This window comes from Paraburkholderia dioscoreae (assembly GCF_902459535.1).
In the GTDB taxonomy this organism is placed as follows: Bacteria; Pseudomonadota; Gammaproteobacteria; order Burkholderiales; family Burkholderiaceae; genus Paraburkholderia; species Paraburkholderia dioscoreae.
This window is the reverse complement of the sequence record NZ_LR699553.1, coordinates 3150582-3173021: the sequence shown is the minus strand read 5'-3', so window position 1 is coordinate 3173021 and position 22440 is coordinate 3150582. Positions and strand designations below refer to the sequence as shown.

Here is a 22440-nt window from a genome sequence, read left to right as displayed (position 1 = left end):
CTCGCCCGTGCCCGCTACTTGTCCCCGGCGTCGCCCAGCGCGTCGCTCACCTGCTGCAATGCCGCCGGATCTTCGATGGTCGGCAGATCGCCCGGATCGCGGCCTTCCGCGAGCGCCGCGATCGCGCGGCGCAGCAGCTTGCCGGAGCGCGTCTTCGGCAGCATCGACACTACGACCACGCGCGCCGGCCGCGCAATCGCGCCGAGCTGGCGGTCCACCGTCGCCATGAGTTCCACCTCCAGTTTGCTGCGCCTGGTGGCGTCCGCATAGGCCTGCGCGTCGCGCAGCACCACGAAGGCCATCGCCGCCTGACCCTTTAACGCGTCCGTTACGCCAACTACCGCGACTTCCGCGACGCCCGCGTGGCTCGACAACGCCTCCTCGATTTCGCGCGTGCCGAGCCGGTGGCCGGCGACGTTGATCACGTCGTCGGTGCGGCCGAGGATCGTCACGTAGCCGTCTTCGTCCTGCACGCCCCAGTCGAACGTCGAATAGACCTGCTGGTTCGGAATGCTCGACCAGTACGTGCTGACGAAGCGCCTGTCGTCGCCCCATACCGTCGACATGCAGCCCGGCGGCAGCGGATAGCCCAGCGTGAGCACGCCCTTTTCGCCGGGCGGGCAAGGCTCGCCGGTCAATTCGTTGCGCAAGGTCAGATTGAAACCGGCCGATGGCACGCCCGGCGAGCCGAGCTTGGTGGGCAGCGCCTCGACGCCGCGCGGAATGGCCAGCATCGGCCAGCCGGTTTCGGTCTGCCAGTAGTTGTCGATCACCGGCTTGCCGAGCGCGTCGGCGATCCATGCGGCGGTCGGTTCGTCGAGCGGTTCGCCGGCGAGGAACAGCGTGCGCAGGCTCGACAGATCGGCTTGCTTCAGGAACGCCGGATCCTGCTTTTTCAGCACGCGCAAGGCGGTCGGCGCAGTGAACATCAGATTGATCCTGTGATGCTCGACGAGGCGCCACCAGATGCCGCCATCGGGACGGATCGGCGTGCCTTCGTACATCACCGTGGTGAGGCCGGCGATCAGCGGCGCGTAGACGATGTAGCTATGGCCGACCACCCAGCCCACGTCCGACGCGGTGAACATGACGTCGCCCGGCTTGCCCTGGAAGATATGTTCCATCGAGGCCGCCAGTGCGACCGCGTAGCCGCCGACGTCGCGCTGCACGCCCTTCGGCTTGCCGGTCGTGCCCGACGTGTACAGCACATAGGAAGGCTCGTTGGATTCGAGCCACTCGCACGGCACGTGGGCGTCGAAGAACTGTTCGCGCAGCGGTTCGTAGGCGACCAGATAGCTGGCGTTGAGGCGCTCGGGCGCGAGCTGCCGGTCGATCAGCAGGACGCGCGGCGTCTTGTGGGTCGCGCGTGCGAGCGCTTCGTCCACCAGCGGCGTGTAGTCGATCACTTTGCCGCCGCGCGCGCCCGCGTCGGCGGTGACGATCAGCACCGGCTTCGCGTCGTCGATGCGGGCCGCGAGGTTGGGCGCCGCGAAGCCGCCGAACACCACCGAATGAATCGCGCCGAGCCTTGCGCAGGCGAGCATCGCGAACAGGGCTTCGGGGATCATCGGCAGATAAAGCAGGACGACGTCGCCACGCTTCACACCGAGCGAGCGCATGACCGCGGCCATCCGGTTGATCTCCGCGTGCAGCTCGGCGTAGGTGTAGCGGCGTTCGATACCGGTTTCCGTCGATACGTACACCAGCGCGTTCTGCTGCGCGCGCTCGGCCAGATGGCGGTCCACTGCGTTATGGCACAGATTCGTGCGACCGCCGACGAACCAGCGCGCGAACGGCGGATTCGAGCGGTCGAGCACCGTGTCGAACGGCGTCTGCCAATGGATGCGCCGCGCTTCGTCGCGCCAGAATGCCTCGGGGTGCTCGATCGAACGGCGGTGGAAGTCGCGATAGCTGGTCATCTGCGGCGATCCTTCTGCTGCGTAAGTGAACGGTTGTCGGGTCGTGCGGCCGTGCGGCGCGGCGCGAGAACACGGGGGTATCCGCGCAAGCATAGAGCACGCGCGGCTCGGCGGACAACGCGGGTTCACCATGAGCGGCGCGGCGTACTGTCGGGCGCGGCAATGGGCCGCGTCCCCGACACGGCGCAGTCCCTGAGTTCACGCCAGGACAACGACAAAGAAAAAAGGCGCCGAAGCGCCTTTTCTCATCAGACCCGAGGTCGGACTGCCATCAAGCCTTTGCGCGCTTGCCTTCCACGTCCGGCAGGAACACCGTCAGCACGCCGATTAGCGGCAGGAACGAACAGACCTTGTAGACGTACGTGATGCTCGTGGCATCGGCCAGTTGCCCGAGCACGGCCGCGCCGATCCCGCCCATGCCGAACGCGAAGCCGAAGAACAGGCCCGCGACCATACCCACCTTGCCGGGGATCAACTCCTGCGCATACACGAGGATCGCCGAGAAGGCCGACGCCAGCACCACGCCGATGACCACCGTCAGCACGCCGGTCCAGAACAGATTGGCGTAGGGCAGCAGCAGCGTGAAGGGCGCCACGCCGAGAATCGACACCCAGATCACATATTTGCGACCGATCCGGTCGCCGATCGGTCCGCCGATCACCGTGCCCGCCGCCACCGCCGCGAGGAACACGAACAGATGGACCTGCGCGGCCTGCACCGGCAGATGGAATTTGTCGATCAGATAGAAGGTGAAGTAGCTGTTGATGCTGGCGAGATAGAAGTACTTCGAGAACACCAGCAGGATCAGCACGCCCATCGCGAACATGACCTTATTGCGCGAGAGCGTGGCATGGCCGGCCGCGCTGCGCGCCTTCTTCACCGACGGATGCTGCTTGTACCAGCGGCCGATCTGCGTCAGCACCACGATCGCGACGAGCGCCGCCACCGAGAACCACGCAATGCTGCGCTGGCCGTGCGGAATCACGATCAACGCGGCGAGCAGCGGGCCGAGCGACGAACCCGCGTTGCCACCCACCTGGAACAGCGACTGCGCGAGGCCGTGACGGCCGCCCGACGCCATGCGCGCCACCCGCGACGATTCCGGGTGGAACACCGACGAACCGCAGCCCACCAGTGCCGCCGCCACCAGCAGCACGCCGAAATTGGGCGCGACCGACATCAGCAGCAGGCCGGCGAGCGTGAAGCCCATGCCGACGGGCAGCGAATATGGCTTCGGATGCTTGTCCGTATAAATGCCGACGAGCGGCTGCAGCAGCGACGCGGTGATCTGGTAAGTCAGCGTAATCAGGCCGATCTGTCCGAACGACAACGAGAAGTTGTCTTTCAGCATCGGGTAGATCGCGAGGATCAACGACTGGATCATGTCGTTGAGCAGATGCGAAAAGCTGATTGCGCCGAGCACGGAGTAGACCGTGCGCTGGACTTTGGCCGCCGGCTGCGGCGCGCCGGTGGTTCCGGCTCCGGCTGGCGCGCCGGCGAGGGCGCTTTTATCGAGGCTCGTTTCCATACGGTAGATGAGAGAGGAGAAAGAGAGTGATTTGAAGCCGCCTGCGCTGCTAAAACGCACATTTTGAACGTTGCGGCATTGGGACGCGACATCTGGCGTCGTCAGCTATTCGTCGAAGTTTAATGTGGCCTGAGCGAATTGTAAGGACAAGTTTTGTCGCGAATCGGACGCACGATGCTCAGGAGGGACAGAAGTCGTGCGCCGAAACCGGGAGCCGTGCGCACCGCAGCGGTGCGGCCAGGTGGTGTCATGCCGCGACCACGTGTGGGCGATATCTCGTCTGATAAATGCCGCCTCCGGGATTTTTGGCCGTGTATAAAACCCGTCGCGGGCGCGAAGCTTACGAGGCGGCGCGTCGAGGACCGGGCGACATGCGGTCGGCATTTCGCGAGCGACGCTAAAGATCGCAGACGTTTGTGCCGTAGACCCGGAGAGATGGGCAGCAATGCCGGAACCGACCTTTCCGGCAGTTCTACACGTGGGGACGGGGAAATATGAAAGCAGTTTCGCTGGGTAGCCAGACAGGCGCCGGGTTCATACCGGAAGGAGAAGCGGCCGGCAAAACGCCGCCGCAGGGCGAGCGCAGCCGCTCGCGGGCGGTCAGGCTCAAGGGTTTGTCGGTGAAGGCGATGCTGCGCCTCGCGTTCGCCGTCTTGCTGATCGGTACACTGTTGATCGGCGTGTTTGCGCTGACCCAGATCAGCCGTCTGAACGCGTCCGCCCAATCCATTTACGATCAGGGGCACGTTGCCAGCCGTGCGGCCGAAGAGGCGCGCGGCTACATGCTGCGCGCGAGCCGCGCGCAGAAAATGCTGCTCACCGCGACCACCGCGAAAGAACGCGACGATCTCGGCGCCGACATCGAGACGGGCCTGAGCGGTCTCGCTACGCAACTGCGCATGCTGCAACAGTACGTCGACACCTCCGACGCGAAGGCGGTCGACCAGCAAAAGAAATTCGCCGCCGCCGTGACGGCGTGGAGCGGCCATCTGCGCGACTTCGTGACGCTCGTGAAAGCGCAGCCGCTCGATCTGTCGCAGATGAACTGGCAGGTCGGCACGCAGGACGTGTCGCTGCTGGTCGAAACCGGCAAGCTCGAAAAACTCGTCGACGAACTCGTCGCGCAGCGCGCGACGGCGGCGAAGGCGACTATCGAGGCGTCGGGGTTCATTTACCACTCGTCGTTCGTGATGATCGCGCTGGCCACGCTCGGCCTGATCGTGCTCGCATTCGGCATCAGCGAGTGGGTGGTGCGGCGCCTTGCCGGCCAGCTCGGCGGCGAGCCGGTGTACGCGAAGGAAATTGCCAGCCGGATCGCGGCGGGCGATCTGTCCGTCGAGATCGCGTTGGGCCGCAAGGACAGGTCGAGCATGCTGTTCGCGCTGCAAGACATGCAAAGCGGCCTCGCGACGACGGTCGCCGACATTGCGTCGAGCGCGGACGCGATTGCGACCGCGTCAGGCGAGATTTCGATGGGCAACCTGGATCTGTCGCAGCGTACCGAGCAGCAGGCAATGGCGCTCGAGCGCACCGCGAGCAGCATGGAGCAGCTGACTTCGACCGTCCGTCAGAACGCCGACAATGCGAAGCAGGCGAGCACGCTGGCCAATAACGCTTCGGAGATCGCGGAGAAGGGCGGCGCGGTGGTGAGCCGGGTGGTCGCGACCATGAACGAGATCAACGATAGCGCGCGCAGTATCGGCGACATCATCGGCGTGATCGAGGGGATTGCGTTTCAGACCAATATTCTTGCGTTGAACGCGGCGGTCGAGGCGGCCCGTGCCGGCGAGGAAGGGCGCGGGTTTTCCGTGGTCGCCGCGGAAGTGCGTAATCTGGCGCAGCGTAGCGCGGCGGCGGCCAAGGAGATCAAAGGCTTGATCAGCACGTCGGTCGAGCGGGTGAGCAACGGGTCGACTCTGGCTCAGGACGCCGGGCAGACTATGGATGAAGTCGTCAAGGCCGTGAAGCGTGTTACCGACATCATGGGCGAGATTTCGGCGGCTTCGTCCGAGCAAAGCGCCGGGATCGAAGAGATCAACCTCGCGGTGACGCAGATGGATTCCGGAACGCAGCAGAACGCGGCGTTGGTGGAACAGGCGACAGCCGCGGCCAGGTCGCTGGACGATCAGGCGCGCGGGTTGAAGGTGATGGTGGGGAAGTTCAGGTTGTGAGTTCGGGTGAAGCGATCCTCGTAGAGGATCGCGAGCTGATTGATTGCTGCCTTCCAGTCATTGAGCATGCATTGGGCATGCGGGAGAATCGTCGCGCCTCCCGGCGGTTAATTCGCATCCCTGAAAAGATTTCCCTCTGCGTGGCGACGGTTTACGGAGCGTGATTATTCCGTTGGCATAAACCACGGCCCGTGGTCCAAAACCAGAACTTATCCGACAATCTTCGCGTGACTCCGCTGATAGCCTGTTCAGCACAAAAACGTTCTTCACCTGAGTCCCATCTTGCCGTTCAGTAAATCAAGCGCCGCGATGTACTTGAATGTACCGGGCTGACTGAGGCAATATGAAAAAACTCACCGCCCTGATCGTCTCTGCGCTATTGCTCTCCGCCGGATCCTTTTCCAACAGACGGCATCAGCCGACGACAATATCTAGGCAGACGTAAACACGAAAGCGTTTTACGCCTGGTACATCAAATCACAGTCTGCCGACACCTATCCTCTGTTGAACAAAGGCGTTTACGCCTATGTCGCAAAAGGGACAGTCGATCGGCTGCGTGACGCCTACCTTCGCAACCGCCTGCCGGGCGATACCGATTATTTCACGAAAGTTCAGGACCATGACGCGTCCGACTGGACCGACCATATCGCAACACACGCTCCCGTCATGCTCGGCGAGGTTGCCGTGGTGCCCGTCACCTTTGGCTCCAGAGATCGAATCAGCGTCCTGGTTTTCCTGCGAAAGGAGGCGCGCGGCTGGAAAATCACCAAAGTCGACGACACGCTCGATTATCACTAGGGTGGCCACAACCTGTCCAAACAGGGCCACCGCTAACCAACCACCGTGACCGCCCAAAAAGCCGACATCCCCGCAACACTCCCAAAAGCACGCAAGCAAAAAAATCAGCTAGCCTTGGCGCTCCCAGGCGTAATCACAACCGTACAAGTAATCCCCGCCGCCAGCACGACATTGTCGGGTACCGAATCGATCTTCACCCTTACAGGCACGCGCTGCGCCAACCGCACCCAGTTAAAAGTCGGATTCACGTCAGCAAGCAGCTCACGGCTTTCAGGATTGTCCCGATCATAAATCCCTCGGGAAATACTCTCGACATGCCCCTGCAGCGTGCCGCCGCTCATCAACCGGACTGCTGCCTTATCGCCGACGTGCACGTGCGGCAGCTTGGTTTCTTCGAAATACCCATACACCCAGAACGAGTGGCTATCGACAATCGCCAGCTTGGCCGAACCAACCGTCGCGTAGTCGCCGCGGAACACGCTCAGGTTCGTGACATACCCGTCGACCGGCGACACCACGCGCGTGCGTTCGAGGTTCAGCTTGGCTGCATCGAGCGTAGCCAAAGCCTGCTGATAGGAAGCCTCGGCGGCCGAAGCCGTGTGAGTGGCATTTTCACGGTTCTCTTTCGACACCACCAGCGCATCCATATCCGCACGCCGTTGCGCGTCATCGCGCCTCATCTGCAACTCGGCCTTTCGCGCGGCGACCGCAGCCTGGGCCTGTTCAACCGCAAGCTGATAGTGCGACGGGTCGATCTGCATCAGCAGATCGCCTTTCTTCACCAGCTGATTGTCCTTCACGGGCAGATCGACAATCGCTCCCGAGACATCCGGTGCGATATTTATGATCTCGGCGCGCACGCGACCGTCGCGGGTCCACGGTTCGTCCATGTAATGGACCCACAGCACGCGTCCAATCAGAATCGCGACGATAAAAATAACGGCTGTCGCGACGAAGCCCACAATATTTCGGATGGTCATGTTTCGACTCTTATCAACGATAAACGGCAAGGCCCAGCATGCCGCATACACACACGAGCAGGCTGGCCCGGAACAAGGACGGATGCCACACCACGCGATACAGGCCCGTGTGGGCAATCACGCGGTCCAGCATCCAGGTAAGCGCGGCGCCCGCAATAAACAGCAGCACGATGGCCGGTATGTACGCGTCCAGAACGGCGATATCACGTGGCATGACGAACTCCCTCTGACGCGCTGGCACGTCCGCTCATCAGCGACTCAAGCGGTGATTGCGGATCGAGCAGCGCGGTACGAATGAAATGCAGTTGACTCAAAATGCGTTGCAGCTGGTGGCGCTCTTCACGCGGCGGCGTAAAAGCGGCCAGCATCTGTTGAATGGCGGCGATCGCGTCCGCGGTCGCGGCGAGCGCGCGGTCGAAGCGGTCTTCACGCGGCCGCTCGAATAGCGCGGCCAGCGCGTCGCGCATGGCACGCAGCGAGACGCGCCACGGCATTGACCGTGCGTAACGCGCGTCGGCGGGCAGCGCCGCCACTTCGCGGCGCAGGTCGATCACCGCGTTGCCCACTTCGAGCACCGAGAAGAGCCAGCGCAACGTGTCGCGTTTGAGTTCGGGCTCGTGCTGCGCGAGCGCGTTGATCTGGAACATCAGATCGCGCGCGCCGCTCTCGAAGCGCGACCGCACCCGGCGCATGCCCGCGCGGCTCGCCAGCACCACCTGGCGACGCAAATCCACCAGCAGGCGGTTACGCAGCCAGGGCGTCGAAGGCGGCAGCAACACCGCGAACGCGATCGACGCCACCAGCATGGACAGCACGAGCGCTACGGCATCGTTCATGTAGCCGCTCGGATCGTAGTGAATCACGTTGTCCGGGCCGGCCAGGAAACAGAAGAAGATGCAATAGCCGACACCGTAACCGGCCAGCGCGGGCCGTGTCGTCATGAGCACGCCGAGCAGCAGGAACGGCGCGAGGGTGGCGCACAGCAGCGGGAAGCCATCCACGTGCGGGAACACGCCGAATACCGCGATCATCCCCATCACCGTGGCGACCAGGGTGCCGGCGGCCATCTGGAACGCCGTGCGTTTCGGATTCGGCGACGACGACGCCAGCGCGCACACGGCCGCGGCCGTCAACGTCAAGGTCGAACCGCTCGGCCACGCAGTCGCGATCCAGAACGCGCCGAGCGCGATCATCACGATGGCGGCGCGCACGCCCGCGACGCTGGCGGCAATCGCGTTCGTCTTCGGTTCGTAACGCTCGATCCAGCGCTCGCGCTCATGTGTATCGACGGCGAGCGACGCATACGTGGCCGCATAGGCATGCAGATCGTCGATGAAGCGGTACAGCAGTTCGGCGCCGGTGTCGAAGTCGAGCAGCGGCGCGTCGGGATGCACTTCCAGTTCGGCCCGCGTCGCGCGCACGCGTTTGGGCAGCTCGGCTTTGAAGACCTCGAGTTGCGCAGCGGCGTGCACAGCGTCGGCGGCGGTCAGCACGGGCTCGCCGGATTTCGCGAGCAGCGGGGCGATTTCCCTGAAGTACGGCTCGAGCGCTCCGACTGCAATGGCCGCGCCGCTCGTGTTCGAGTTGCGCAAGCGGTTCATCAACTGGTGCAGCGCGTGAAAGCGCGTCGAGGCGGTCATGAACTCGCTGTTCAGACGCGCGAGACGGCCACCGCGCATGCGCGAATCCGGGCCCTCGAACACGGCGACACTGCGTGCCGCTTCGAAGCCGACGATATCGGCGACAAAGCGCGCATTGGTCGCTTCGATCTGCTCGCGGTCGTTATGGCCGGCGAGCGACGCCGACACATACTCGACGAACGCCGAGAAACGCGCACGCACGGTGCCGCGCATCTGCATGCCGGCGAAGCGCGGAAACACGAGGCCGCTCACCGCACCCGCGCAGACGATGCCGACCACCACTTCGGCCACCCGCGTGAGGGCGCTCAGAAATGCGCCGTCCGGATGCTGCGAAGCGGGGATGCCGATCAGCGCGGCCGTGTAGCCGGCCAGCACGAAACCATACGATCTGAAGTTGCGGTTGCGCGCGGCGCCCGCCGTGCAGATGCCGACCCACACGCCGGTTGCGACGATGAACAGTTCCGGCTGCTGCGCGAACAGGCCGATCAACGCGAGCATCACGACGAGACCGACGAGGGTGCCGCAGATCCGGTAGAAGCTCTTTGCGAACACCATGCCGCTTTGCGGCTGCATCACGATGAAGACGGTAGTCATCGCCGTGCGCGGCTGCGGCAAGTCGAGTTTCATTGCGACGCCGAGCGCAAGGAAGCAGGCGGCGAGCGCTTTGAACAGATAGACCCACGTCAGGCCGTCGTTACGCGCCCAGTCGGCGGCGGCCGCGTATAACGCAGCGAACGACGCCGAACGCGGCGCGGAAAAAGGGGAAGCGGACATGGTCAGCTTCCTGACCTGGCCGGCTGGGCGCTGGCGGTCGAACCGGGCGCCACCGTCTTACCCTTGCCATGCGCCGGCAAAGTCTCGTTCGCCAGCGGACCGTTGGCCGGGTCGTCGAGCCCACCGCCCAGTGCCGTGACCAGCGACGCATGCGCGCCGAGCCGTTCGGCCTGAATCTTCGCCACGCCTTCCTGCGCGTGCAGCAACTGGTTTTGCGCGATCAGCACGTTCAGATAGTCGGTCAGCCCGCGCCGGTAACCTTCGCGCGACAAATCGTAGTTCTTGCGGGCCGTCGCGACAGAACGATCGGCGTCCTCGGCCTGGGTCGCAAGCGAGCGGATCCTGATCACCTGATCGGAAATGTCCTTGAGCGCGCCGACAATCGACTGGTTGTAGCGGTCGACGGCTTCGTCATAGCCCGCCGAGGCCGCGCCGAGTTGCGAACGCAGGCGGCCGCCGTCGAGGATCGGCAGCGACAGCGCCGGCCCACCGCTCCAGCTGTGCGACGGGTTCTTCAGGAACTGGAACAGCGGCCCCATGGCCGCATATCCGCCAATCGAGGCCAGCAGGTTGATGTCCGGATAGAAGTCCGCCTTGGCGACGTCGATACCGCGCGCCTGCGCCGCGACCGACCAGCGCGCCGCGACGACGTCCGGCCGATGGCCGATCAGGTCTGCGGGCAATGCGCTCGGCAGTCCGGCCGGCGTGTTCAGCGAAAGCGTCGGGCGCTGGATCGAATCGCCCGCGCCCGGACCTTTGCCGGCCAGCGCGGCCAGCTGATTGCGGCCGAGCGCGATCTTTTCTTCGATCTCGTCGATCTGGCGTTCGTATTCCGGCAGCGGCGTTTCGGCCTGGCTTACTTCCAGTTGCGTGCCGATGCCGCCTTTCAGGCGCCGGTTGGCCAGATCCACGATCTGTTGCTGCTGCTGCAAGGTGGATTTGGCGATGTCGAGCAGCGCGTAGTTCATCGACATCTCGATGTACGTGCGCACCACGTTGCCTTCCAGTTCGAGCTGGGCGGCGCGGGCATCCGCCGCGCTCGCGTGGGCGGCGTCGAGCGCGCGCTCGGCGGCGTTCTTGTCCCTGCCCCAGATATCAAGGTGATACGACAGGCCGAGCGTGCCGGTGTTGTTCCACGATTGCTCGCCCGCGAGCGCGCCTGGGCCGTAGTAGAGGTTGTCGGCCCACTTCTGGCGCTGCACCGACAGGTTGCCGTTGACTTGCGGCGACAACGCCGAACGGGCGACGCCTGCCATCGACATGGCTTCGCGCACGCGTGCCTGGGCAGCCGCGAGGCTCGGATTGCCGGCCTGCGCCGCGTCGATCCACTCGTTCAATTGCGGATCGTTGTAGGCGCGCCACCAGTCGACGGACGGCCATTGGGCGTCCGCATTGGCGGCGCGGATCGCGTTGCCGACGTCGAGCGAAGCGGGCTGGACTCCGCTCGCTTGCGGCGCGACGCCTCCGGTACTGGCACAGCCGGCGATTGTTAATAGGATCGTAAGAACCGCGGCTGCGGCGATCCCTTTAGGTACCGGAGACTGCACGATTTCCTCCAGAAATGACTATAGAAGCATGTGCGTCATTATATTTTTTGATCAATTGCGGAATAACCGGTAAAGGTGCAAGGCATTTTTACGCAATGTGTGACAATCGCCTTTGCGAATCGTGTAACAATCGCTTCCGATCACAAGGGAAAGTTATGGATACGCTTCAAAACATGCGCGTATTTGTCCGCGTCGTCGAAGCGGGCAGCTTTACGGGTGCCGCGCAGCATCTGAACACGACCACGGCCTATGCGTCGCGCGCAGTGTCCGATCTGGAAGCGCATCTGCGCACGCGCCTCTTGAACCGCACCACGCGCCGCATCGCGCTGACCGAGGCCGGCGAGCGCTACCTGCAGCGCTGCGAGCAGATTCTCGCGTACGTGGATCAGGCGGAAGCCGAGGCGGGCGACGCCCACGCCCGTCCGTCCGGCAAGCTCAAGGTGCACGCCATGACGAGCTTCGGCCAGCACTATGTGGTGCCCGCCGCGGGCCGCTATCAGGAGCGCTACCCGGACGTCCAGATCGAACTGACGCTCGCGCAGCGTATGCCCGATCTGCTCGACGAAGGCTTCGACGTGTCGCTCACGCTCGCAACCGGTCTGCCGGATTCGGGGCTGGTGTCGCAGCGCCTCGGCAGCGCGTTCAGCATTGCATGCGCGTCGCCGGCCTATCTGGAACTGCACGGCGTGCCGCAAACGCCCGCGGACCTTGTGCGTCACACCTGTCTGCAAATGGTCACGCCGGTTTTCCCGACCGACAAATGGACCTTCGACGGCCCGAACGGCGAGGAAACGATCGCCCTCGGACCGACCACCTTCCAGGTGAACGTGGCCGAAGCGATGGCGGTGGCTGTATCGAGCGGCATGGGCGTCGGGCTGATTCCGATCTACTCGGCGATCAGCGGCTTGCGAAGCGGCGAACTGGTGTGGCTGCTGCCGGAATACACGTCGCAGGCGATGAATCTGTACGCGTTGTACCCGTCGCGGCAGTATCTGGACGCCAAGATCCGCACGTGGGTCGAGTTCCTGCGCGACGTATTGCCCGCGACGCTGGCCGCGGATCACGCCGAACTGCGCGAGTTCGCGCGCACCTGAAGTACGGCGCGGCGCGATTTTTGACAATAGTTGACTAAGCGGCGGGCGCCGGTGTGCGCGCCTGTTACATAAGTGCCGCATCGCAACATTTCCTTACTTCTGCCGCGCGGTCGATTTGCTAACGTGTCATTCATGCGCTGCGGTTCTGCACCGGAGCCGCTCAGTTCGCTGCCGTCCGGCACTATTGCAACAACAGAAGCACGAGGGATTCATGGATACGCATCTGATGATCGGCGTGGCCGTCATGATTGGATTGATCGGAATTGCCGCGTCGCGCGATCTGCTGCGCCGCCTGCGCGAGCAGCAGCCGCAACTGGTGCCGGTCAAGGTCGAGCGCCCGGATTTGCAGGCACAACGGCGCGATCGTTGAGTTTCGTGGGGGTGGCTGTTTAGCGGGCGGGCTGTTGCGCGGCCTGTTGCGTCTTCGGGCGCGCGCCGGTTTATCCAGGTTGGTGGCTCGCGTTCCGCGCTTATCCTCAGTTCACCGCGGCGATCAAACCCGGTTCGTCATTGAGCGTGCGGTCCACTTCGCGGCTCACTTTGTGCCAGCGAAAGCGCGCGGCGGCTAAACCCGCACTGCGCGCCAACTGCTCGAGTTCGTCGAGCGGCAACGCCGGGTCCAGCCAGCGGCGCGCAGCGTCCGGCGCGAATGCCAGCGGACGGCGACCGTGCACGTCTACGAGACCCGCGTCCGCAGTGGCCGTCACGATCACCATTCCCATACCTTCCGTTTGCGCCCCGGTGCCGCGTACGCTCGATAGCGCCGCCAGGTACATGGGGGCGTCGCTTTTCAGGTGCACGAAGTAGGGCTGGCGCACCGAGGACTCGTCTGCTTTGTCTTTGCTCTCCGCAATGCTGGCCACGGGCGAGGTTTCCACGCGCCATTCGAACCAGCCGTCCGCGGGTACCAAGACCCGTCCGGTTTTCCACAGCTCCTTGAAGTAGCGCCCGTTCGGCGCGGCGTCGGCGCGCGCGTTGACAGTCTGCGGCAGATGCTGTTCGCGTGCCCAGTCCGGGCAATACCCCCAGTGGATCGCGCGCATCGTCTGATCCGGGTAGACCGCGAGCGGGTGCGTGCCGGGAGCGAGGTTGTAGCCGGGACGCCGGTCAGCGGCATCGAAGAGCATCAGCGGATCGGCAAGGCCGAGGAGCTCGGCGTAGAGATGCGGATCGCGGTACTGGCTGATTCGACCACACATGAGCAACCTCCGGAGACGACCGGCGCGGGTTTCGACAGCCGCGGCCGGATGGCGGCGGTTCGACGACTTCACCAGCGTAGCGCCTGGCGTGCGGACTCGCTACCCAGATCGGCCCGGAGTCGGGCGACCTGGGCGACCGACGCGGCTCAAGTGGCTCAAGTGGCCCGAGTGGCTCAAGTGGCTCAAGTGGCTCAAGTGGCTCAAGTGGCTCAAGTGGCCCGAGTGGCCCGAGTGGCCCGAGTGGCTCAAACGGGCTCAAACGGGCTCAAACGGCCCGAGCGCCTCAAGTGACCCAACCGATCCAGGCGACTCAAGCCACCTCCCAATTTCCCGCTAGATCTCGACAACCTTATCCCACGCAAACAACGGATTCTCCAGCAGCCCTGTGCGCCGGTCGAGATAGCCGCGCGGATTGCAGACCACGCGCGTGCCGTTCACGCTGTAGTCGAACGGCGTATGCGTATGCCCATGAATCCACAACGCGACCGGCGGTCCCACGAGGTCCGGCAAATGATTGACAAAGCCCGCCGACACGAGGTCTTCCGCATAGCGCTCGGCAAGACTCAACCGGTGCGGCGCGTGATGCGTGACGACGATCGTTTTGCCGCCGAACGGTTTGACGAGTTCGCTTTCCAGCCAGGCGTGCGCTTGCCGGTGCAGCGCGAGCGAGTCGTCGGGAGTGAAGTCGCGCGTTGCGTCGTGAGTGTCGTGCGGCCAGTTCATCTGGATCAGGCCGCGAAAATCGAGCATGGCCCGGCGCGAAGCCTCGATCGACCCGGCGAGCGTATCCGTGTCGTTTCCATATAACGCGAAGTCGGTCCACAAGGTCGTGCCGAGCACCCGCCACCGGCCTTGCGGGTCGACCAGCGCGGCGTTGTTCAGCACATGCACGTTGTCGACCTGCGCGGCCGCGTCGTGAAGCGCGGCTTCGAGCGCACTGAACTCGCCGTCGTAGTACTCGTGATTGCCGGGCACGTAGACCACCGGCACGGCGCCGTCGAAAGTCTGAGCGGCCCAGCGCGGTCCGGCCGCGTGATTGTGAATGTCGCCCGCCAGCACGATCAGATCCGCCTGCGCATGCGGAATCAGTTCGGGCTCGTCATTCTCCAGATGCAGATCGGACAGCACTCGAATCTTCACGACCACGACTCCTGCAAGGGGCTCCGCAAGGGAACGCGAAGCTTCAGACGCTAGCGTAGCACCTTGCCCGGATTCATCAGGTTCAGCGGATCGAGCGCGCGTTTGACGGCGCGCATCAACTGCACCTCGACGTCCTGCTTGTAGTGCATAGCCTCGTCGATTTTCAACTGGCCGAGCCCGTGTTCCGCGCTAATGCTGCCGCGATGCCGATGCACGCTGTCGTAGACGATCTGATTGATCGCGCCTTGGTACTGTTCGAGGAACGCCTTTGCGTCGACGCCCTCGGGCGCCTGCACGTTGTAGTGCAGATTGCCGTCGCCGAGATGGCCGAACGTCACCATGCGCGCGCCGGGCACAGCCTGCGCGATTGCCGCGTCGGTTTCCTCGATGAAATGGCCGATGCGCGAGATCGGCACCGCGATATCGTGCTTGATGTTCAGGCCTTCTTCGGCCTGGGCGAGCGGAATGTGTTCGCGCAGATTCCAGAACGCCCGCGACTGGCCCAGATTTTCCGCGACCACGGCGTCCTGCACCAGGCCGTCTTCGAGCGCCGTTTCCATCAGACGCTCGAACAGTTCGCGCGCGTGCTCCTCGCTTTCGCTGTCCGACAGTTCGAGCAGCACGACCTGCGCGTACGGCTCGGCGAACGGATAACGCATCTGCTCGAAGTGCCGGCCGACCAGACGCAGGCAAAAATCCGACATCAATTCGAAACCGGTCAGCAGCGGCCCGGCGACGCGCTGCGTGAGCGACAGAAAATCGAGCGCGGCGTGCGGCGACGCGAGTGCGGCGAGCGCCGTGACGCGCGCGGCCGGTTGCGGATGCAACTTGAGCACGGCGGCGGTGATGATGCCGAGCGTGCCTTCCGCGCCGATAAAGAGGTCGCGCAGATCGTAGCCGGTATTGTCCTTGCGCAGTCCGCGCAGGCCGTCCCACAGTTCGCCTTGCGGCGTGACCACTTCGAGGCCGAGGCACAGCTCGCGCGTGTTGCCGTAGCGCAGCACACCGGTGCCGCCCGCATTGGTGGCGAGATTGCCGCCGATCGTGCAACTGCCTTCGGCAGCGAGGCTCAGCGGGAACAGACGGCCGGCCTCCTCGGCGTGCTTCTGCACTTCGGCGAGGATGACGCCGGCTTCCACGGTAATCGTATTGTTGTGCGGATCGATGTCACGCACCCGGTTCAGACGCCGCAAGCTGATGACTGCCTGTGCGCCGCTTGCGTCCGGCGTTGCGCCGCCGGCGAGACCCGTGTTGCCGCCTTGCGGGACCAGCGCGATGCGATGCTCGACGGCGAGCTTCACGAGCGCCGCGACTTCGTCAGGCGTGGCCGGACAGAGCACCGCGCCCGCCGCGCCGGTGTAGCGGCGGCGCCAGTCGGTCAGGTAGGGGGCGGTGTCGTGCGGATCGGTCAGCACCTGCGTGGCGCCGATGGCCTCGCGGCAGGCAGCGAGAAAAGCGGTTTGGGTCATGTGGGTCGGTCAGCTTGTTCTGGCAAAAAATGTCGGGGCGTTGTGCGGACGGCTGTGTTGGCTCGGTCAGGTGGTCGTGTTGGCCTGTTTTGCAGCTTGTCTTGCGGCCCGTTTCGCCGCGCGTTTGAACGGCGCGACGTAAGCCAGCGCGCAGACGAAAAACACCGCGGAGAGCGTGGCTTCCAGCCAGCCGAGACCGGCGCTCAGCCCGCGGTCGCTCCAGCCCCGCACAACGCCTTCGGCGAAGTACAGCAGGATCAGCATCGACGCCCATTGCAGCGTATAAAGCCGCTGCCGCCACACGCCCGGCAGCGCGAGCAGCAGCGGCAAGGCCTTGAGCACGAGCGCCGAGCCGCCGGGGCGCAGCGGCGCGAGCCGCCACTCCCACGCGACGCACAGGGCGATCAGCACAGCCAGTGCAGTGGTCGCGCCGAGCGCGGCGGCGCGATTTCGCTGCACAGAGGTAGCGTTTGGGCGCAGCGGCCCATGCGTTGAGACGTCTGCGGCCGGTTGTTGGGCGTCCGGCTTGTTCACGGCCTTTCGCTCATGGATGCCGCCGTGCGTGCGACACGTGCGCCGAGCGCGATGGCGAGCGTCTTCTCGTCTGCGGAGATGCCGTGTTCGGCTCTGCCCGCGCGCGCGAAATGCGACGCACCATAAGGTGTGCCGCCGGTTTGCGTGGTGCTCAGCGCGCTCTCAGTGTACGGAATGCCGACAATCAGCATGCCGTGATGCAGAAGCGGCAGCATCATGGAGAGCAGCGTGGATTCCTGGCCGCCGTGCAGGCTGCCGGTGGACGTGAACACGCAGGCTGGCTTGCCGGCAAGGGCGCCGGACAGCCACTGCGGCGTGGTGCCGTCGAGAAAGTATTTGAGCGACGCGGCCATGTTGCCGAAGCGGGTAGGCGAACCGAGCGCGAGACCGGCGCATTCTTCGAGATCGCGCAGTTCGACGTAGGGCGGCCCTTCGGCGGGAATATCGGGCTGGGTCGCTTCACAGACGGTGGATACCGGCGGCACGGTGCGCACACGCGCCTGCATGCCGGGGATGCTGTCGACGCCGTGCGCGACCGCCAGCGCAAGCTCGCGCGTGGCGCCGTGACGGCTGTAATAGAGCACGAGAATGTCTTTCATAGGCCTCATCGGTGAACGGGTATTATAGGGGCTGGGTCCGCTCGATAGGCCACCCATAGCCGTTCGGCCAGGTCTTGCGCGCGGTCCCGAAACATTGCTACAGGAAGCCAGGGAGGTGGGTTTGTTGTCCAGGGTGCGTTTCGATCTCGATACGCTCAAACGGCTCGCGCAATTTGCCGCGCAGCGCAGCAGCGAAGACCGCATTCCGCAGGTGGCCGGCAGCCTCACGTTCACCACCATGCTCTCGCTCGTGCCGCTCGCCACGGTCGCGTTCGCGTTGTTCACCGCGTTTCCGATCTTTGCTTCGTTCCAGATGTCGCTGCAGATTTTTCTTGCCGACCATCTGATGCCCGCGCAGCTCAACAGTCAGATCTTCAATTATCTGAATCAGTTTGCTTCGAAGGCGAAGGGCCTGACGACCATCGGTATGATTTTTCTGTTCGTCACCGCCGTGATGACGATGATGACGGTGGAGTCCGCCTTCAACGTGATCTGGCGCGTGCGCAAGGCGCGGCCGATCGCGCAGCGCATTCTGGTGTATTGGGCGATCATCACGCTCGGCCCGATTCTGATCGGCGTGAGCCTGTCGATTTCATCGTACCTGTTCACGCAATCCATGACCTTCACGGCGGCCCAGCGCATGACGCCGGTGATCGAGTGGGCGCTCGCCGGCGCCGCGCTGCCGCTGACCGCGGTCGCCTTCACGATTCTCTACGTCTATCTGCCGAATTGCCGCGTGGAATGGCGCGACGCGGTGATCGGCGGCGTGACCGCCGCGGTCGCTTTCGAGCTCGCGAAGCGCGGCTTCGGCTATTACGTGCGGCGCATTCCAACCTACACCGCGGTGTACGGCGCATTCGCGGCCGTGCCGCTGTTTCTGCTATGGATGTACCTGTGCTGGTTCATCACGCTCGCGGGCGCGATGATCGCTTCGGCGTTGCCGGCCATACGCATCGGCCAGTTTCACCGGCCCACCTTCGAGGGCAGCAATCTGTTCGACTCGCTCGAACTGCTCGCGCGGCTCTCGGAAGCGCGCGACGCGGGCAAGCGCGGCTACACCGTGCCGGAACTCTCGCGCATGCTTCGCCGCGATATGGGCACCACGATCAACCTGCTGGAGAAGCTCGAGGAGATCGAGTGGATCGCGCGTTTGCAGGAGAACGGGGCGCGTCCGCATTTCCTGCTGCTCGCGAATCCGGCGCAGATCACGGTCGAACGCCTGTTCGGCCTGTTCGTGATCGACCGCGCGGAGCTCGGGTATCAACTCGAACTGGCGTCCACCCGTGTGGATGGTGAAATGCTGCTGGCGGCGCTGGAGAACGACAAGCTGAAAGTGACGCTCGCCGCGTTGCTGACCGCACGCGCAGCCGCCCGTGCCGCGCAGGCCGCGGAGAACGAATCCGGCACGTCTTCCATGCCGCATCAGGCGGCTTGAAGCCGGTTTCAAGCCGCTCCACGCAGCCTCGATGCCGCCCGCATGCGGCTCCTTGACGCGCGCCTCGATGCCGCGTGAAGCTGCGGAAGTTCGGGCCTGGATACGGCGATGACGTCAACGCCTCGCTACAACGAAATCTTGCCGACGCAGATGTCCTTGAACATCACCCAGTCGCCCATCAGGCTGTAAAGCGGATGCCGGAAGGTAGCCGGCCGGTTCTTCTCGAAGAAGAAATGCCCGACCCAGGCAAAGCCGTATCCGCAGATCACGGCAGCGGGCAGCCATAGCCAGTCGCCCGTGGCGAGCGCCATCGCGAGACAGCCGATCACGCCGAGCGACCCCACGAAATGCAGCCGCCGCGAGACGGTGTTGCGATGCTCGTTCAGATAATACGGATAGAACTCCGCGAAACTCGCAAAGTGATCGGTGTGTGTGGTTTGAGCCATCACGGCCTCCGGATTGCTACGCTTCCCTATTTTCCGGCGTGCGCCGGCATGCTGGACGCACGCACTCGAAACAGGACAGGCTTGACCCATTGTGCGGCTATCGTGCCACGCACGCAACCTGGCCATTCGGCCGATGGCGCGGCGCTCCCGACGCAGCTATCGTGATGGCTCGCAACCTTCATCGAGCTTCGTGAGGTGTTCAGGAAGCGAAGCTGAAGAGGGCGTCGAGCGTGGCGTCGGGTTGCTCGGTCATCAACGCGTGGCCGGCTTCGAGCGTGACCGTATCGACCGGTATGCCTGCCTGCGCGAGCGTGTCGGCGAGCGCCCTGGCTGCGCGCGGCGGCGTCATCGCGTCGCGCCGGCCTACGATCAGGCGCGCGGCGCAGCGCACCTGTGCGGCGCGGGCCGGCCCGTCCGCGTAGGTATTGCAGGCGGTGAAATCGGTGTGGAACAGGTGTGGCTCGCCGCGTGCCGACACACGTTCCATCAGCCGCTGGTTCATGCCGTGCAGCCAGAAGCCGGGGCCGGGACAGGAAGGCTTGGCGGCGATGGTGGAATGCGACCACTGGTTGACCATGCCGATCGCTTCGGGTTCGCGGTTGAGGGCGGCGTCGAGCAACGCGTCGGAAACGTCCATCGGCATTGCCGTGGCGAGCAGGGCGAGGTGCGTCGCCCGCTCCGGATAGCGGCCGGCGAAGTCGAGCGCGATCAGCGAGCCCATGCTGTGGCCGGCTATGAACGCGCGTTGCACGCCCGCGGCGTCGAGCAGCGCGGCCAGCCAGTCGGCGAGCGCCGGGATAGTGGTGAGCGCCGGGCCGCTGCTGCGGCAGTGGCCGGGCAGATCCACGGCCAGCACGCCGAAGCCGTGATGCGCGAAGTAACGGGTCTGCAGCGCCCATACGCTGTGGTCATGCTCGGCGCCGTGGATGAATACGGCGGTCGGCAGGCTAGCGTCGAACGCTTTGCCGCCGGTGTACGCAAAGGCGGGCTTGCCTTGAACGGTGAGGATCATGCGGACTCCGGGCGGGGTTGGGCGGCACTGCCGGACGCGCCGCCGTGCAGTGCGCTCGAACTGCCCGCTTTCTGTGCGGCCTTTAGCGCGCGCTTGAGGTCGTCGATCAGATCGTCGGGATCTTCGAGGCCGATCGAGAGGCGGATCGTGCCTTCGGCGATACCGGCCGCGGCGAGTGCGGCGGTGTCCATGCGAAAGTGCGTGGTCGATGCGGGATGGATCACGAGCGAGCGCGCGTCGCCCACGTTTGCGAGATGCGAGAACAGCGAGAGCGCCTCGATAAAGCTGCGTCCGGCCGCGCGGTCGCCGCGCAGATTGAAGCTGAACACGGCGCCGGCGCCGCGCGGCAGCAGCCGCTTCGCGAGCGCGTGGTCGGGGTGCGTCGGCAGTTCCGGATAGGCGACGGCCTCGACCGCGGCGTGACCGGCGAGGAAATCGACCACCCGGCGCGTGTTGGCAACGTGCCGTTCCATTCGCAACGGCAGTGTCTCGATACCTTGCAGCAGTTGCCATGCGGCTTGCGGATGCAGGCATGCGCCGAAGTCGCGCAGGCCCTCGCGGCGCGCTCGCAGCAGAAACGGCGCGACGGTGCTCTCCTCGGTGAACACCATGCCGTGAAAGCCGTCGTAAGGTTCGGTGAATTCGGGGAAGCGCCCCGAGGCTTCGAAGTCGAACGTGCCGCCGTCCACCAGCACGCCGCCGATCGTCGTGCCGTGGCCACCGAGGAATTTGGTGGCCGAGTGATAGACGAAGTCCGCTCCGTGCTCGAACGGTTTGAGCAGATAAGGCGTGGTGAAGGTTGAGTCGACCAGCAGCGGCACGCGGTGCTCATGCGCGATCTGCGCGACGGCGGCGATATCGAGTACGTCGAGCCCCGGATTGCCGAGAGTCTCGCCGAACAGCAGCCGCGTGTTTGGGCGCAGCGCGGCGCGCCACGCGCCGAGGTCGCCGGGTTTGACGAAAGTCGTCTCGATGCCGAAGCGCCGCAACGTGTAGTGCAGCAGATTGTGCGAGCCGCCGTACAGCGCGCTGGAGGCGACGATATGCGAGCCCGCGCCCATCAGCGTGGCGATGGCCAGATGCAGAGCCGCCTGGCCGCTCGCCGTGCCGATCGCGCCCGCGCCGTTTTCCAGGGCGGCTACGCGTTCCTCGAATACGGCCACGGTCGGGTTCGAGATGCGCGAATAAACGTGACCGGCGCGCTCCATATTGAAGAGCGCCGCGGCGTGGTCCGAATCGCGGAACGAAAACGAGGTAGTCTGATAGATCGGCGTGGCGCGCGCGCCGGTGGTCGGGTCGGGAGCAGCGCCGGCGTGCAGCGCAAGCGTGTCGAAACGGTTCGCGGACATGCTGGGCGGCGGGGCCACGGACGGCCTCGCGAAAGGTGAAAGTGGCGGCCATCCTATCACCGGCATGCAGCGCTTCAAGCGCGGTTTTCCCGATGCGCATGGGCGCGAGGCCCCGGGTGCGAACATTCGTGCACCCGGCACGCCTTGGTGGGCGGGCGGCTTTCCTTTTACGGGTCTTTCCGCTAGGATCGAAAGTCATTGATGTATTACGAGCTTAGCGGCATTACGGGAGACAGATCATGCGAGTCAGCGACATCCTCAAAGTCAAAGGCAACACCCTTTTCACGGTTACGCCGGATACCACGCTGCACGACGCAGTCAATACCATGGCGGAGCACGACATCGGCTCGCTGGTGGTGATGGAATACGGCGACCTCGTCGGCATGCTGACTTTTCGCGAAATTATTTTGACGCTGAGCAAGAACGGCGGCAGCGTCGGCACGTCCACCATCCGCAAGGTCATGGACGATCATCCGCTCACCTGCACGCCCGAAACGGACGTGAACGAAGTTCGCCGCATGATGCTCGAACACCACGTGCGTTATCTGCCGGTGCTGGAAAGCCGCACGCTGATGGGCGTGATCTCGTTCTACGACGTCGCCAAGGCAGTGGTCGAAGAGCAGGGCTTCGAAAACCGCATGCTCAAGGCCTATATCCGCGACTGGCCGGAAGAACAGCAGGAACAGCAACCGGCGCGCTAATGCGCGGCGACTCACTGCGACGCTTCAGCCGTTGTCGTGAGCGCGAAGAGGCGGTCAAGGCGCGCGCGAAAGCGTGCGCTTTTTTTGTGTCCGGCGCCGGGTTCG

The 22440-nt window shown here is 64.5% G+C and carries 20 protein-coding genes; 6 read left to right on the top strand and 14 right to left on the bottom strand.

Translation table 11 applies throughout. The features are described from left to right. Positions 1-14: 14 nt before the first annotated feature. A complete protein-coding gene (locus tag PDMSB3_RS14185) occupies positions 15-1919 on the bottom strand; it encodes a propionate--CoA ligase (RefSeq protein ID WP_007181082.1) in 1905 nt (634 codons plus the stop codon). Positions 1920-2190: 271 nt separating this feature from the next. Beyond that, positions 2191-3447, bottom strand: coding sequence for an MFS transporter (locus tag PDMSB3_RS14180; protein WP_007181083.1), 1257 nt, complete (start codon positions 3445-3447; stop codon positions 2191-2193). A gap of 494 nt (positions 3448-3941) precedes the next feature. Here PDMSB3_RS14180 and PDMSB3_RS14175 point away from each other — a divergent pair, with 494 nt between their 5' ends. Both PDMSB3_RS14175 and PDMSB3_RS14170 read left to right on the top strand, forming a co-directional pair. Beyond that, entirely contained in the window at positions 3942-5618 is a 1677-nt protein-coding gene (locus PDMSB3_RS14175) for a methyl-accepting chemotaxis protein (protein ID WP_007181084.1), read from the top strand. Between the two features lie 504 nt (positions 5619-6122). Then, positions 6123-6416 (top strand): DUF3828 domain-containing protein, encoded by a 294-nt coding sequence (locus PDMSB3_RS14170; protein ID WP_232064196.1) that lies wholly within the window; start codon positions 6123-6125, stop codon positions 6414-6416. A 104-nt stretch (positions 6417-6520) separates the two neighbouring features. Here the strand turns inward: PDMSB3_RS14170 and PDMSB3_RS14165 are convergent, their stop codons facing one another. From PDMSB3_RS14165 to PDMSB3_RS14150, 4 genes are read right to left on the bottom strand one after another with little or no spacing between them, the layout of a single operon-like run. Beyond that, positions 6521-7396, bottom strand: a complete 876-nt coding sequence (locus PDMSB3_RS14165) for an efflux RND transporter periplasmic adaptor subunit (RefSeq protein WP_007181086.1) — start codon at positions 7394-7396, stop codon at positions 6521-6523. A 13-nt stretch (positions 7397-7409) separates the two neighbouring features. Then, positions 7410-7610, bottom strand: a complete 201-nt coding sequence (locus PDMSB3_RS14160) for a DUF1656 domain-containing protein (RefSeq protein WP_007181087.1) — start codon at positions 7608-7610, stop codon at positions 7410-7412. Beyond that, positions 7600-9810, bottom strand: a complete 2211-nt coding sequence (locus tag PDMSB3_RS14155; protein ID WP_165186682.1) for an FUSC family protein — start codon at positions 9808-9810, stop codon at positions 7600-7602. Before PDMSB3_RS14155 ends, PDMSB3_RS14160 begins: the two co-directional genes overlap by 11 nt. A 2-nt stretch (positions 9811-9812) precedes the next feature. Continuing rightward, the gene (locus PDMSB3_RS14150) at positions 9813-11357 is read right to left on the bottom strand and encodes an efflux transporter outer membrane subunit (protein WP_007181089.1); all 1545 of its coding nucleotides are present in this window, start codon (positions 11355-11357) and stop codon (positions 9813-9815) included. A 155-nt stretch (positions 11358-11512) separates the two neighbouring features. On the opposite strand from PDMSB3_RS14150, the gene PDMSB3_RS14145 reads away from it, so the two are divergent. After that, positions 11513-12451 carry a LysR family transcriptional regulator gene (locus tag PDMSB3_RS14145; RefSeq protein WP_007181090.1) on the top strand — a complete coding sequence of 313 codons (939 nt, stop codon included), beginning with the start codon at positions 11513-11515 and terminating at the stop codon, positions 12449-12451. Between the two features lie 211 nt (positions 12452-12662). Then, positions 12663-12821, top strand: a complete 159-nt coding sequence (locus PDMSB3_RS14140; protein WP_007181091.1) for a hypothetical protein — start codon at positions 12663-12665, stop codon at positions 12819-12821. A gap of 106 nt (positions 12822-12927) precedes the next feature. Here PDMSB3_RS14140 and PDMSB3_RS14135 read toward each other — a convergent pair whose 3' ends face one another. The 5 genes from PDMSB3_RS14135 to wrbA all read right to left on the bottom strand — a co-directional run bounded on the left by PDMSB3_RS14135 (position 12928) and on the right by wrbA (position 17392). Beyond that, entirely contained in the window at positions 12928-13650 is a 723-nt protein-coding gene (locus PDMSB3_RS14135) for an SOS response-associated peptidase (protein WP_007181092.1), read from the bottom strand. A 333-nt stretch (positions 13651-13983) separates the two neighbouring features. Next, positions 13984-14790 carry a metallophosphoesterase gene (locus tag PDMSB3_RS14125; RefSeq protein WP_165186679.1) on the bottom strand — a complete coding sequence of 269 codons (807 nt, stop codon included), beginning with the start codon at positions 14788-14790 and terminating at the stop codon, positions 13984-13986. Positions 14791-14840: 50 nt separating this feature from the next. Beyond that, entirely contained in the window at positions 14841-16259 is a 1419-nt protein-coding gene (locus tag PDMSB3_RS14120) for an FAD-binding oxidoreductase (protein WP_165186677.1), read from the bottom strand. Positions 16260-16325: 66 nt separating this feature from the next. Next, a complete protein-coding gene (locus PDMSB3_RS14115; protein ID WP_165186674.1) occupies positions 16326-16793 on the bottom strand; it encodes a DUF2069 domain-containing protein in 468 nt (155 codons plus the stop codon). After that, a complete protein-coding gene (wrbA, locus tag PDMSB3_RS14110) occupies positions 16790-17392 on the bottom strand; it encodes an NAD(P)H:quinone oxidoreductase (protein WP_165186672.1) in 603 nt (200 codons plus the stop codon). The genes PDMSB3_RS14115 and wrbA overlap by 4 nt, the downstream gene beginning before the upstream one ends. A gap of 121 nt (positions 17393-17513) precedes the next feature. On the opposite strand from wrbA, the gene PDMSB3_RS14105 reads away from it, so the two are divergent. Next, a complete protein-coding gene (locus PDMSB3_RS14105; RefSeq protein WP_197740253.1) occupies positions 17514-18827 on the top strand; it encodes a YihY family inner membrane protein in 1314 nt (437 codons plus the stop codon). A gap of 125 nt (positions 18828-18952) precedes the next feature. On the opposite strand, the gene PDMSB3_RS14100 is transcribed toward PDMSB3_RS14105, so the two are convergent. The 3 genes from PDMSB3_RS14100 to PDMSB3_RS14090 all read right to left on the bottom strand — a co-directional run bounded on the left by PDMSB3_RS14100 (position 18953) and on the right by PDMSB3_RS14090 (position 21634). Then, positions 18953-19273: an Mpo1-like protein gene (locus PDMSB3_RS14100; RefSeq protein ID WP_165186669.1), complete on the bottom strand. Its 321-nt coding sequence runs from the start codon at positions 19271-19273 to the stop codon at positions 18953-18955. Between the two features lie 199 nt (positions 19274-19472). Then, positions 19473-20285 carry an alpha/beta fold hydrolase gene (locus tag PDMSB3_RS14095; protein WP_165186666.1) on the bottom strand — a complete coding sequence of 271 codons (813 nt, stop codon included), beginning with the start codon at positions 20283-20285 and terminating at the stop codon, positions 19473-19475. Further along, positions 20282-21634, bottom strand: coding sequence for an O-acetylhomoserine aminocarboxypropyltransferase (locus tag PDMSB3_RS14090; protein WP_035517978.1), 1353 nt, complete (start codon positions 21632-21634; stop codon positions 20282-20284). The genes PDMSB3_RS14095 and PDMSB3_RS14090 overlap by 4 nt, the downstream gene beginning before the upstream one ends. A 239-nt stretch (positions 21635-21873) precedes the next feature. On the opposite strand from PDMSB3_RS14090, the gene PDMSB3_RS14085 reads away from it, so the two are divergent. Next, positions 21874-22335 (top strand): CBS domain-containing protein, encoded by a 462-nt coding sequence (locus PDMSB3_RS14085; RefSeq protein ID WP_007181102.1) that lies wholly within the window; start codon positions 21874-21876, stop codon positions 22333-22335. Positions 22336-22440: the final 105 nt, after the last annotated feature.

Excerpts from the sequence above, each read along its gene's own strand:
- PDMSB3_RS14185 (WP_007181082.1), bottom strand. The coding sequence starts at position 1,919 with ATGACCAGCTATCGCGACTTCCACCGCCGTTCGATCGAGCACCCCGAG.
- PDMSB3_RS14180 (WP_007181083.1), bottom strand. The coding sequence starts at position 3,447 with ATGGAAACGAGCCTCGATAAAAGCGCCCTCGCCGGCGCGCCAGCCGGA.
- PDMSB3_RS14175 (WP_007181084.1), top strand. The coding sequence starts at position 3,942 with ATGAAAGCAGTTTCGCTGGGTAGCCAGACAGGCGCCGGGTTCATACCG.
- PDMSB3_RS14165 (WP_007181086.1), bottom strand. The coding sequence starts at position 7,396 with ATGACCATCCGAAATATTGTGGGCTTCGTCGCGACAGCCGTTATTTTT.
- PDMSB3_RS14160 (WP_007181087.1), bottom strand. The coding sequence starts at position 7,610 with ATGCCACGTGATATCGCCGTTCTGGACGCGTACATACCGGCCATCGTG.
- PDMSB3_RS14155 (WP_165186682.1), bottom strand. The coding sequence starts at position 9,810 with ATGTCCGCTTCCCCTTTTTCCGCGCCGCGTTCGGCGTCGTTCGCTGCG.
- PDMSB3_RS14145 (WP_007181090.1), top strand. The coding sequence starts at position 11,513 with ATGGATACGCTTCAAAACATGCGCGTATTTGTCCGCGTCGTCGAAGCG.
- PDMSB3_RS14140 (WP_007181091.1), top strand. The coding sequence starts at position 12,663 with ATGGATACGCATCTGATGATCGGCGTGGCCGTCATGATTGGATTGATC.
- PDMSB3_RS14135 (WP_007181092.1), bottom strand. The coding sequence starts at position 13,650 with ATGTGTGGTCGAATCAGCCAGTACCGCGATCCGCATCTCTACGCCGAG.
- PDMSB3_RS14120 (WP_165186677.1), bottom strand. The coding sequence starts at position 16,259 with ATGACCCAAACCGCTTTTCTCGCTGCCTGCCGCGAGGCCATCGGCGCC.
- wrbA (WP_165186672.1), bottom strand. The coding sequence starts at position 17,392 with ATGAAAGACATTCTCGTGCTCTATTACAGCCGTCACGGCGCCACGCGC.
- PDMSB3_RS14100 (WP_165186669.1), bottom strand. The coding sequence starts at position 19,273 with ATGGCTCAAACCACACACACCGATCACTTTGCGAGTTTCGCGGAGTTC.
- PDMSB3_RS14095 (WP_165186666.1), bottom strand. The coding sequence starts at position 20,285 with ATGATCCTCACCGTTCAAGGCAAGCCCGCCTTTGCGTACACCGGCGGC.
- PDMSB3_RS14090 (WP_035517978.1), bottom strand. The coding sequence starts at position 21,634 with ATGTCCGCGAACCGTTTCGACACGCTTGCGCTGCACGCCGGCGCTGCT.
- PDMSB3_RS14085 (WP_007181102.1), top strand. The coding sequence starts at position 21,874 with ATGCGAGTCAGCGACATCCTCAAAGTCAAAGGCAACACCCTTTTCACG.